This window comes from Panacagrimonas perspica (assembly GCF_004364935.1).
Classification (GTDB): domain Bacteria; phylum Pseudomonadota; class Gammaproteobacteria; order Nevskiales; family Nevskiaceae; genus Panacagrimonas; species Panacagrimonas perspica.
On the sequence record NZ_SOBT01000009.1, the window covers coordinates 516,530 to 528,100 of the forward strand.

General features: G+C 64.3%; 10 protein-coding genes and 1 tRNA gene. 5 read left to right on the forward strand and 6 right to left on the reverse strand.

Annotation, left to right across the window (positions count from 1 at the left end; translation table 11 throughout):
- Nucleotides 1-42 precede the first annotated feature (42 nt).
- Nucleotides 43-2,475, forward strand: a complete 2,433-nt coding sequence (locus tag DFR24_RS13855) for a DUF1631 family protein (RefSeq protein WP_133881991.1) — start codon at nt 43-45, stop codon at nt 2,473-2,475.
- A gap of 4 nt (nt 2,476-2,479) precedes the next feature.
- On the opposite strand, the gene DFR24_RS13860 is transcribed toward DFR24_RS13855, so the two are convergent.
- The gene (locus DFR24_RS13860; RefSeq protein WP_133881992.1) at nt 2,480-3,127 is read right to left on the reverse strand and encodes an NAD(P)H-binding protein; all 648 of its coding nucleotides are present in this window, start codon (nt 3,125-3,127) and stop codon (nt 2,480-2,482) included.
- 651 nt (nt 3,128-3,778) lie between these two features.
- Here DFR24_RS13860 and DFR24_RS13865 point away from each other — a divergent pair.
- Both DFR24_RS13865 and DFR24_RS13870 read left to right on the forward strand, forming a co-directional pair.
- A complete protein-coding gene (locus tag DFR24_RS13865; RefSeq protein WP_133881993.1) occupies nt 3,779-4,069 on the forward strand; it encodes a type II toxin-antitoxin system RelE/ParE family toxin in 291 nt (96 codons plus the stop codon).
- Nucleotides 4,070-4,071: 2 nt separating this feature from the next.
- Entirely contained in the window at nt 4,072-4,452 is a 381-nt protein-coding gene (locus DFR24_RS13870) for an addiction module antidote protein (RefSeq protein WP_133881994.1), read from the forward strand.
- Nucleotides 4,453-4,621: 169 nt separating this feature from the next.
- On the opposite strand, the gene DFR24_RS13875 is transcribed toward DFR24_RS13870, so the two are convergent.
- The 5 genes from DFR24_RS13875 to DFR24_RS13890 form a co-directional block, all read right to left on the reverse strand.
- Nucleotides 4,622-5,038, reverse strand: a complete 417-nt coding sequence (locus tag DFR24_RS13875; protein ID WP_133881995.1) for a hypothetical protein — start codon at nt 5,036-5,038, stop codon at nt 4,622-4,624.
- Nucleotides 5,039-5,386: 348 nt separating this feature from the next.
- Nucleotides 5,387-6,151, reverse strand: a complete 765-nt coding sequence (locus DFR24_RS13880; protein WP_133881996.1) for a hypothetical protein — start codon at nt 6,149-6,151, stop codon at nt 5,387-5,389.
- Between the two features lie 309 nt (nt 6,152-6,460).
- Nucleotides 6,461-6,604 carry a hypothetical protein gene (locus tag DFR24_RS24955; protein ID WP_246051658.1) on the reverse strand — a complete coding sequence of 48 codons (144 nt, stop codon included), beginning with the start codon at nt 6,602-6,604 and terminating at the stop codon, nt 6,461-6,463.
- On the reverse strand, nt 6,586-7,695 hold the full coding sequence (locus DFR24_RS13885) for a tyrosine-type recombinase/integrase (protein WP_246051659.1): 1,110 nt from the start codon (nt 7,693-7,695) through the stop codon (nt 6,586-6,588). The genes DFR24_RS24955 and DFR24_RS13885 overlap by 19 nt, the downstream gene beginning before the upstream one ends.
- A gap of 159 nt (nt 7,696-7,854) precedes the next feature.
- Nucleotides 7,855-7,930 (reverse strand) — tRNA-Thr (locus DFR24_RS13890).
- Nucleotides 7,931-8,044: 114 nt separating this feature from the next.
- On the opposite strand from DFR24_RS13890, the gene DFR24_RS13895 reads away from it, so the two are divergent.
- On the forward strand, nt 8,045-9,439 hold the full coding sequence (locus DFR24_RS13895) for a hypothetical protein (protein WP_133881997.1): 1,395 nt from the start codon (nt 8,045-8,047) through the stop codon (nt 9,437-9,439).
- Between the two features lie 144 nt (nt 9,440-9,583).
- Nucleotides 9,584-11,404 carry an acyl-CoA dehydrogenase C-terminal domain-containing protein gene (locus DFR24_RS13900; protein ID WP_133881998.1) on the forward strand — a complete coding sequence of 607 codons (1,821 nt, stop codon included), beginning with the start codon at nt 9,584-9,586 and terminating at the stop codon, nt 11,402-11,404.
- Nucleotides 11,405-11,571: the final 167 nt, after the last annotated feature.

The following is an 11,571-nucleotide window of genomic DNA, read 5'->3' on the forward strand; positions in this document are numbered from 1 at the left end:
GTGGGGCCGAAACCAGGTCCGAATCTTGAGAGAACCATACCGATGAGCGCTACCGTGCATCGCCTGTTCCCCAACAACGGGAACAAGCCGCACTCCTCGTCTGCCTCGGCCGGTCCGCTCGGTCCCGCAGCCGTGAATCCGCTGATCGAGGCGCTGCGGAACGCCACGACGCCCGTGCTCCTCAAGCAGTTGCGCGCCATGTTCGAAGGTGCGGACGACGCGCTGTTCGGCATGAGCGAGCGCGCCTCGGCGCTTGAAGACCAGCGATCGTCGTTCGACATCATGCGCATGCTGCGCCTCGAGCGGCGCAACATCGAGACCGAGTTCGGCAACGTGCTCGCGGCCAGTTTCCAGGGGTCCGCGGAAATCCTGTACGAGGAGTTCGACCTCGATCGCCTCTCGATCGCTCCGACCGAAGAGCTGGAAGAGCGCATCGCCGTCGGCAACCTGGTGACAAAGGCCGAGAACCTCCACCAGATCCTGCTCACCGAGCTCGCCGCCCGGGTCACGCACATGATCCGCGACCTCGGCATTCCGATCTCGCGCCATACGCTGACGCCCACCGTCGTCTGCAACGCCTTCAAGAACAGCATCGCCGGCCTGGATCTGCCGCTGCCGGTTCGCATCCTTCTCTACAAGCTGTTCGATCGTTCCTGCGCCGCCCGCCTGAACGAGCCGCTCGAGGCGGCCATCAAGGTTCTCGACGCCCACAAGATCAGGGCGCCGGAGCCGGAAAAGGCCGTCGCGGCCTCGTGGTCTCCATACGGCTCCCCTCCGGTGCCGGTGCAGGGCGAGGATCGGCTCGAACCGCCCATTCTCGACAGCTCCACGCGCGGTGCGCTGCGCGACATCGGCAGCGTGGTGAGCGGCTATCGCCAGCAGGACGCGGAGTTCGCCGAGGAGCTTCTGAGCTTCGCGGACATCGAGGAAGAACACCCGAGCGTCGGCCGTGTCGCGCCCGCACAGCGCATGTCGCTGGTCGGACAGATGTGCAACGAGATCCTGTCCGATCCGCACTTGCCACCCACGATGCGGCCGCTGTTCGAGCGGCTGCGCTTCCCGCTGATCAAGATCGCGCTCGCCGACGGCACGTTTTTCGCCAATCGCGCGCATCCGGTTCGCCGGCTGGTGGCCGAGGCAGCGGAAACGGCCGCGTCGTCGCGCGTGGCGACGTCGGCCGTGGTGCGCCGGCTCGAAGAACGCCTGCGGCACATTGCAGAGCAGATCGACCTGTCGGCCACGTTCGTCCGCCCGCAGCTTTCGCATCTGCTGCCGCTGACGATGCCGCAGATCGCGTCCTTCCTCGACCAGCAGCGCGAAGAATCGGAAATCCGCCGGGAGAGCGTACTCAACAAGGTGCGCCGCACGGTCGCGCAAGAGCTCGAAGTGCACACGCTCGGCCGCAAACCGCCGATGCCGCTGGTCAACTTCCTGCGCATGGGCTGGGGCCCGCTGATGGCGGCGCGCCTGCTGCGTCATGGCATGAACAGCCGGAGCTGGATCGACGCGATCAATCGCCTGGTGCAGATCCTGGCGAGCATGGACGTCATCGACGTCAGCAGCGACCACCTCGCGATGCGGGGCGAAATCCTGAACTCGGTTGGCGTAGAACTCGCCGGGATCGGGATGCGCGAGGACAAGGTCGCCGCCGCCAAGGGCTTCCTCGAGAAGACCTACGCCGAAGTCGACGCCCGGGCCGCCCGGCTCTCGCCCGAAGAACGCGAGATGAAGGCCAACGAGCTCGAGCTGCTCACGCCGATGGAAACCGCGGCCGTCATGGCCGACTTCCCGGCTCCCGGCAGCACGGAGTCGCGCGCGCCGGCATTGGAAGCCCTGCGCGAGCCGCTTCGCCAGGAACCGGCACGCGATGCGCTGCTGGACTTCGTCCTCACGCTGCCGGAAGCGACGCAACCAACGCCGACCTCCAGACAATCCGCGACACCCCCGCCGGTCGCCGACGCACCTCGCGTCATCGACACTCTTCCGAGCCAGGCAACGCCCCCGGCGCCCATGGAGGCCAGGACGCAGAGCGTCACGCCTCCGGCCGCCAAACCACTTGATGCGGCCCCGCGATCAGGTTCGACCCGAGCGATCGAACCGTCCACCGCTCCTGCCGATCGCAAAGACGATATCGGCAGCCCCGCCACGATGCCTGCGGCGGCTGCGCCCTCCCCCACCGACGGCCAACTCGAGCGCGACGCGTCGAACGCCGATCTGCTGGCGCTTTGCCTGACCGCCGAGAGCTGGTTCCGCGTGTACGACGCCAGCAACGGACAGACGCTCTGGCTGAAGGTTTCGCGCTATTACCCGGAACACGACACCGTCGGCTTCAACGGCTTCGATGCCAAGAAGACGCTGTCGATCCGCGCCAGCAAGTTCGTGGAGGATCTGGTGGCGGGCCGCTCGGAGCCGGTGAACGCCTCGCCGGCGCAGCAACGCGCCATGGCCGAGCTCAGGGCGCGGCACAAGTCCTGATGCTTCAGCGCGGAAGCGGCAGCGTGTGAACGAACACGCCGCGATCCTCGCGGCGGGACAGCTCCACGAGCGCTGCCGCGACATCCTCGGCGCGAATCGCGCGGTATTTCGCCAGTCGACCCAGCATCAGCGGGTTGATGGCCGGCGCCAACTTCTGGGCAATCGCTTCGCCTAGCCGCTTCTCGGAGCGATCACCCAGCAGCAACGAAGGCTGGACGATGTGCAGCGTGTCGAATGCCGTTTCGCGCAGCGCCTGCTCGGCGCGTCCCTTGACCCGGCTGTAGTAGATCGGCGAGCGCGGATCGGCAGACAAGGACGACACCACGAATAGACGTCGTGCGCCCGCTGCGTGCGCGGCGCGCGCGAAATTCACGACCATGTGGTAGTCCACCGCCTCGAATGCGGCCTTCGAACCCGCGGCCCGCAGCGTCGTGCCCAGACAGCAGAACGCGTCGTCCGCCGCCAGCCTCGCGGTGATCTTTCCCAGATCGGTCAGATCGGATTTGACCGCCTCGAGCTGCGCGCGAGTCACAGCCGGTGATCGGCGGCCCACCGCGATGACCTTGGGGTAACGCGAATCGTCCAGCAGCCGCGTGAGCAGATGCCGCCCCACCAGGCCGGTGTAGCCGGCCACGACCGCAGTACGAATCATGAACACGTTCCCCGAACGAGACCCCGGAGTCTATCGAAGACCTGCTGCGGCGTTCAGGTGAGGACGCTTCGGCATTCGGTTCGAGGCGACCCGCCCCAACTTCTCCAATGACCCCGCGATTCCCAGCGCGATCGCGCCCGTCTTCTGCTACGGCCGATCCCGGGGCGCAAGCATCACCAGCGGCCACCAGCGCGCCGCACGACCGTCGATACAGCGCATGCCTCCGCTGTCCACCCACGTGATCGATGCGCGGGGTGTGAATCTGATCGGCCAGTGGATCGACGCCGAGGCACCCTGAACGGGCAAGAGAGTCCGCGTGCCGCGGCAGATCGAGCGTGCCTCAGATGTGGTGCGATGTCGGGAATCGAAAGGCGAATCCATGCGATTGATATCGCATCGCTTTCCCGGTGGAACTACCCCTTGTTACTCACGTAGTTACTCACTGGACGACGCGACTCTGGCCTAGTCGAGCCCCTCATCGGCCTATCGGTTACGGTGGCTTTAGCCGTGGCCATCTACAGCACATCCCCTAGCTCGCCGACCTTTTCATCTGAGATTTAGGATCTCACCCCGGCGGAGCGGGCCCGCAAGTCGAACAGACATAGTCCTTCCGTTCTTTCCTAATCGTATCCCATAGGATACATTACGCACGTGATCGAAGTGCGCCAATCGGAAGAGTTCGCGGGATGGCTGAACGGCCTGAAGGACGGGAAAGGCCGTTCGATCATCGTCGGCCGCATCGCGCGGATGGAACTCGGCAACTTCGGCGATTCGAAGTCGGTTGGCGGCGAAGTGAGCGAGCTGCGGGTGGCCTTCGGACCCGGCTACCGCGTGTACTTCACGGTCCGCGGCTCGGTTGTTGTGATCCTGCTCTGCGGCGGCGACAAGGGCTCGCAGAAGCGTGACATTGCCAAGGCGAAACAGATGGTCAAGGAGATTTAGACATGCCCCTCAAAACGACGAAGTTCGACGCAGCGGAGTACCTCAAGACGCCGGAGGATGTCGCTTCTTTCCTCAACGACGCATTCGAAACCGGAGCGCCCGAGGAGATCGTGCACGCGCTCGGAATCGCGGCGCGCGCGCGCGGTATGACCGAAGTGGCCAAGCTGGCTGGAGTTGGCCGGGAGAGCCTTTACAAGGCGCTGGGCGAGGGCGGCAACCCTGAATTCAGCACCGTCATGAAAGTAGCGCAGGCGCTCGGCGTTGTGCTGACCGTGCAATGGCGCGCACCTGATCCGCTGAGCAAGCTGCTCCCTGAAACGGACGGGAAGGTGCTTGTACAAACGTCGAAGCCGCGCACGTCCAAGGTTCGCGCTGCTGCGTAAACGGGCGATGTCACGGAGCTCTGCCGAGCTCACTCCCAAGGCTTCTGAAACTGGCTGCTCCGGGCCCCTCTCTCGACCCGCTTTGCGCACACGCTAATCGGGGGGCCCACAGCCAATAGGCGAACCATGGGAGAAAGATGCCCCATGTGCTTCCAATGGCGGGCTGAAGTTACTTAGGGTCTTTCGCGAGTCCAGCCATCGTCTTTGCGTACTCGGCTCGCTTTTTTGCGTTGGCTTCTTTCAGGCGGATCTGGTCCATGAATGCGCTGGTCTCGTCAAACCACATCGCGATCAATGCAAGTGACGAAAGGCTCAGCCCAGCCAGTAGCCCGATCACAATAGCGGACAGGAGTGACAGACGTTCGTCCATAGCTGTAATAAGCCATACAACAGCTACGCAGGCGAGACAGCCTGCCCCAGTAATCCAAAGCCTCCGACGCACCTCTCGCACTTTGACGGCTAGTCTATCCTGTTCACGAGACGATAGCCCTGCCATGCCCGTCATGTCCCAAGCTTTTCGATAGAGCAATAGTTCGAGCGCCCAAGCGAGCGTCAGAATGCTAGACATGAGCTTGAGCGAATCCATTTGCAGCAGATCCGGGAAGCGCAACCACCCAATAGCGAAAACGCCCGGAAGAAGAAACGGAGGAAGGTATCGGGCTACGCGAAACATTTAGTCCACTGGCACGATGGCGCTTGAGGTGAGATGGTTCAGCCAATCGATCATTTCGGCCCACACGTTGGCCGCAAGATTGGTGCCGTCAGCAACTTCAACGGTGTGAGAAATTTTCATCTCCCTTCCTTGCACCCGGCTTCCATCCTGGAGTTGCAGAGAGACTTCATCTCCCTCTACGTCTCGGAAGGCAATCCCGAGGGTAGCCGTGGTCGCGGTCTATTCCATCGCGTGCCTCGTCGTGATGTCGAAGATCGATCGTCAGTTCCTCAAGAGCGATTGACGGCCGGAACCGAAGCGCTTGACGAGTTCCGCCTGAAGCTCTTCCACTTCTGGATCGCCCGTTCGATCGGCGATCGCTGCGAGGTTCGCCAGCTGCGCCGGCAGCGTGGCATCCGGAGTCTCCGTAGTGCGTGCCAGCCACTTAACGACGTTCGGATTGGTGAGGAACCGCGCTGCACCGTTCGTTGCCATCGCGCCCGCGACAATCTTCGCAGCCAGAGGGAAGTTGCCCGTCCCCACTGTGGTACCCACCGCCGAGAGAAGTCCTACTCCTGCCGTTGCACCGGCCGTTCCACTCGGATTCGCGAAGACCTTTGAGCCATCGCGCAGATTGCTGGCGACTCGAGCCAGTGCATCCATGTCCCGACGAAATTCAGGACCGTGGCTGTCGAATAGGACTCGCTTGGCCTCTGGGCTCAACTTGCTCCAGTTCGTCAGGAAAGTCTGGCTGCTGAACGCATCGCCGTCGTCGTTCTGCTGGGAGTTCGTCGCTCTGCCCAACCGGCGTACGACGCTCGCGCTCAAGGCGCGCTTTGCCTCCACAGGCAGCGACTGCGTCACTTTGCGCAGAACCGTGGCGCCCGCTTCCGTTCCTGACAGGACGGCCTGCAAGACCTTCTCAGGACCTCGGGCCTTGCCTACAACCGAGTCGAGGACGTCGATCCGCTCATGCCCCGCCCGCGTGAAGTCGTTCGCTCGGCGATAGGCCGTCTCTGCGTCGCGCCCAGCAGCCTTTGCTGCCAACTCCAGATCATCAGACAGGCTTCCCGACAGCCATGATGACTCCTGTATAGGTCGTACTGGTTAGGCGTGGCGGGGAGTTGCCGCTCCCGGTTGCGCCGCCTGCCTCTCAATGGTCCCCGAGAGGCACGGGGGGAATCATCCCGTCTCGCTAGCCGAGACCTCTTTCTTCATCGCCTGCCGACGCTTCTTGTCGGTCAGCCGCTTCCGCTGCTTCCGGCTCGCCGAAGGAAGTTTGTTGAGCAACGACGCCCCGAACGTGGACGCTCGGCTCGTCTTGTCTGTCGGGTCATTTCCGCCGCTGGCCATAGATCACGCCGCCTTGCCTAAGTCGCCCACAACGACGTTCCCGGCCTTCAATCCATCCAGGTAGTCGGCCCACCACTGCATCATCTTTCTGCGCTCGGGCAGGTATTCGGCGTGGTTGTACGCCGCCTTCACCTTGTTTCGCTCCATGTGGGCGAGCTGACGCTCGATGACGAGGCTGGACCATCCATCTCGTGCAGGAGAGTGGACGCCGTGCCGCGGAAGCCATGGCCGCTCATCTCTGTTCCAGAGAAGCCCATGCGCCGCAGGGCGGCCGTGATCGTGTTTTCGCTCATCGGCGAGCGCAGCGACCTCACGCCCGGGAACACGTAACGGCCCCGGCCAGTTAATGGCTGCAGGTCCTTGAGGATCGCGACCGCCTGTTTGCTGAGCGGCACGATGTGCGCCGACCGCATCTTCATTTTCTCGGCCGGCAGCCGCCACTCGGAGTTGTCCAGGTCGATTTCCGCCCACTCCGCACGCCGCAGTTCGCCTGGACGAACGAAGACGAGCGGAGCCAGCTTGAGCGCGCTGGAGGCGATCAGTCCGCCGCTGTACCCGTCGATCGCTCGAAGCAGACCGCCGAACGCCTGGGGATCCGTGATGGCAGCCCGATTCTTCGCCTTGGGAGCGGCAAGGGCCCCTCTCAGGTGAGGGCACGGATCCCGCTTGGCCCTGCCCGTCGCGATGGCGTACCGAAAAATCTGGGAGCACCGCTGCTTCAACCTATGAGCGGTCTCCAGCTTGCCTTGCTCCTCTACCCTTCGGAGAACGGAAAGCATCTCGGTGGCCTCGATCTCGCCGATGGGTCGAGCCCCGATCCACGGGAAGGCGAATGACTCGAGCATCCACTTCGCCTTGTCGTAGGTGATGTCAGCCAGGACATGCCGCTGCTTCTCCAACCACTCTCGGGCGATGGGCTCAACCGTCGTCGCAGCACCGTGCCGACGCGCAACCTCGGCGAGCCGGCGATGGGCGCTGGGATCGACTCCATCTCGGAGGAGCGCACGGGCTTTGTCCCGGTTGATCCTGGCTTCCTTGAGCGAGATCTCGGGGTAGGTGCCGACGGAAAGCATCTTGGCCGTCCCCGCGAATCGATACCGGTATCTCCAATAGCGAGCCCCTGACGGGTTCACTTCCACGCATAGGCCTTCTGCATCAGCGACGCGGTACACCTTCGCGCGCGAAGCGAGGTTTTTCACCCTGATTTCCGACAAGCCGGCCATTGCGAGTAACTGCATCCTCGAAGGCTGCGATACAGCCCCTTACTCACCATGCCACTCACAAGATGACGTGGATGCCAGTGGAGGCCAGCGGACGGTGATGTAAATGAAAATCCTCGCATTTAGCGGGGCTTTTGGGGATTCGTGGACCTCAGTGGACGTCTACGGACTTCGCAATGGTGCCGATGGCGGGACTCGAACTCGCGACCGCTCGCTTACAAGGCGAGTGCTCTACCAACTGAGCTACATCGGCATTTTTTTGAGGCCGGGATTCTATCCAATCGGGGCACACGCGCGTCGCACGTTGACGCGACCCCCGCGGCCAGCCGACATTGTGCGGGCGCAGGGAATAACACCGGGAATGTTCATGCGGACAGAATTCCGGGCGAAGACAGCGTGCAATGGCGCCCGCGGGCTTTTCGTCCTGCTGCTCGGCTTTGGCTTGTGCGCGCCCGTCGGCCTGCGGGCCGAGGGTGCGGCTGCTGCCGAAGCGATACCGATTTCGCCCGAAAGCGCGCCGGACGTGGGCTCCACGCGCCCGGAGACGTCTCCTGCACCGCAGGACGACGCGCGCGAACGCACGGACCCGGCCGAAGGCGGAATCTCCGCGGACCTGCAATTCGACGACGCCCCCGCCACGGAGCCGCCGCCCGTCCCCGGTGCTGATGCGGCTCCCGCCACGGCAGACAGCCCGCCCCCTGCCGACAGCCTGCCCGCCTCCGATGAGGTGCCCCCGGTCGTCGACTTCACCGAGCCTCCGCGCGAAGCGCCAGGCCCGGTGCCGGTTCCCGGTGCGGAGGCGGTACCCGATGACGCGCCGCAGGTCCCCGGGCCGCCGACACGCCGACAGCTCTGCGCCAAGCCGGACGATCGGGGCGGCACCGTGGTCGACGGCATGCAGGTGACCATGGAAGAAACCACCTGCACTGCGGCGCTATGGCTCGACGGACTGTTCGGCGAGCCGCGCAACCTCGATACCGCGCGCAAGACCAGCGGCTTCCTCGAGTCCTCGGTGAACTGGTCCGAGTTCAAGGACTGGGACCAGCGCACGCGCTTCCGGGTCCGCTTCAAGGTACCCAACCTGAAGAACCGCGTGTCCGCCGTGTTCGGCCGCGACAACGAGAACGACGTCGTCCGGGATCGCGCGGAAGGATTCGCCGTCCGCTCCGCGTTGCCGCAGATCGCGGAGGATGATTCCTGGCTTGCTGGTCTGGGTTATTCCTTCCCCGGAACCGAGCGTTTCAAGACCGACTTCCGGATCGGCGCGGCCGGCGTGGCTCACCCGCGCGTCTACGTCCAGCAGCGCGCGCGCTACATCGCCTATGCCGACGATGAAGACCTGTTCTACCTGCGCGGCACCGGCTTCTGGACCAGCCGGCAGGGCTTCGGCGTCACGGCCGGCGTCGACTACAGCCACGTGCTGACCAAAACGCTGCTGCTGCGGGTGACCGACGTGGGCACCGTCAGCGAAAAGACCGTCGGACTGGACTGGTTCTCCGGAATCATCCTGTACCACAACCTTCGCGAGGAACGCGCGATGGCCTACGAACTGCTGATCCGTGGCCAGACCGACGAGCCCGAGCCGCTGTACGAGTACGGCGGCCGCGTGGTCTACCGGCATCCGTTCATGCCCAAGCGCCTGTATGTAGAATTCCTGGTCGGCTACAGCTGGCCTCGCGACGATCCGGCCGAAAAGCGCGAGGGTTCGGCGCAGGCCGGCATCAGCCTGGAGATTCCGTTCGGCCAGCGCGAAGACGACTGAGACGCCGGTGTTTTGTGCCGGAGCGCCATCGACCGCAACGGCTCGGCCATAGGCAGCATCGACGCGCACGCGAAGAATCCGCGGCCTCACGCGAACCCTCTCGCAAGGCCTGGCGCCTGCGATCCGAACCAGGAGCTTTCATCGATGCCGGCTTACAAGGCGCCCCTGCGCGACATGCGCTTCCTCATCAACGAGGTCTTCGACTTTCCAACGCACTACGCCGGCCTGGCGAACGGCAAGGATGCGGACGCGGAGACGGTCTCCAGCATCCTCGACGAGTGCGCCAAGTTCTGCGAAGAAGTGCTCTCGCCGATCAATCTTCCGGGTGACGAGGAAGGCTGCCACTTCGAGAACGGCGCGGTGCGCACGCCCAAGGGCTTCAAGGAGGCCTACGACCAGTACGTCGCCGGTGGCTGGCAGGGCTTGTCGCATCCGCCCGAGTTCGGCGGCCAGGGTCTGCCGATGTCGATGGGCCTGTTCAAGTCCGAGATGATGGGCACGGCGAACTGGTCGTTCACGATGTATCCCGGGCTGTCGCTGGGCGCGATGAACACGATCATGCAGTACGCCACGCCCGAACTGCTCAAGGTCTACATGCCGCCGCTGGTCGAGGGCCGCTGGACCGGCACGATGTGCCTCACCGAACCGCAGTGCGGTACGGACCTGGGCCAGGTGAAGAGCAAGGCCGAACCGGTCGGCGATGGCTCGTATCGCATCACCGGCACCAAGATCTTCATCTCGGCCGGCGAACATGATCTGGCCGAGAACATCATCCATGTCGTGCTCGCGCGCCTGCCCGACGCGCCCAACGGCACCCGCGGCATCTCGCTGTTCGTCGTGCCCAAGTACCTTCCGGCCGCCGACGGCAGCGTCGGCGACGCGAACGCGGTGGTGTGCTCGTCCATCGAACACAAGATGGGCATCAAGGCCTCGGCCACCTGCACGATCAACTTCGAGAACAGCACGGGCTGGATGCTCGGCGAGCCCAACAAGGGCCTCGAGGCGATGTTCACGTTCATGAACACCGCGCGCATCGGCACGGCGGTGCAGGGCGTGGCGCATGCGGAACTCTCGTTCCAGGGCGCGCTGGCCTATGCCAAGGATCGCCGCTCGATGCGCGCGCTGTCCGGCAAGAAGGAGCCGGACAAGGTGGCTGACGCGATCATCCACCACGCCGATGTGCGCCGCATGCTGCTCACGCAGAAGGCAATCGCCGAAGGCGGCCGCGCGATGCTGTACTTCGCTGCGCAGTACGCCGACCACATGGTCAACGGCATCCTCGAGAACGACGACGCCAAGTACAAGGAGTGGGACAACAAGCTCGGCTTCTTCACGCCGATCCTGAAGGGCTTCCTGACCGAGATGGGCCTGGAAGCCGCGAACCACGGCATGCAGGTGTTCGGCGGTCACGGCTACATCAAGGAACACGGCATGGAGCAGATCGCGCGCGACGCGCGCATCGCCACGCTGTACGAAGGCACCACGGGCATCCAGGCGCTGGACCTGCTCGGCCGCAAGGTGCTGCTGCAGACGCGCGGCAAGGCCGTGCGCGAATTCACCGGGCTGCTCGCCCGCTTCGCGATGGATCACATGACGCATTCCAAGATGCGCCGCTACGCCACGGAGCTGGCCAAGCTCGCGGCCGAATGGAACGTGCTGGCGGTGCGCATCATGTTGTCGGCGCGCAAGGATCGCGAAGTCGTGTCCAGCGCGAGCCACCACTTCCTGATGTATTCGGGCTACGTGACGATGGGCTACTTCTGGGCCCGGATCGCGTCGGTGGCCTCGCAGAAGTTGGCGCAGGAAAACGGCAGCGAGAGCGCGGAGTTCTACAAGGCCAAGATCGCGACGGCGCGCTTCTACTTCGACCACATCCTGCCGCGCGCGCGTGGCCACGCGGCGTCGATGGTCAAACCCAGCCAGTCGATGACCAAGTTGCCGGTGGAGAGCTTCGTCTTCGAGTGAGCACGTAGCCCGGGCGAAGCCCGGGGTTGCGTTCCCTATGCGAGAGGAACCCCGGACTTCGTCCGGGCTACGGGTTGTGGGCTCGCCACACGGTTTGCACAGGATTTCCGGCAAACCGCCACGGTCGCTCCCTAGAATGTGGACGGCGACTCACGGTCGTCTTCATC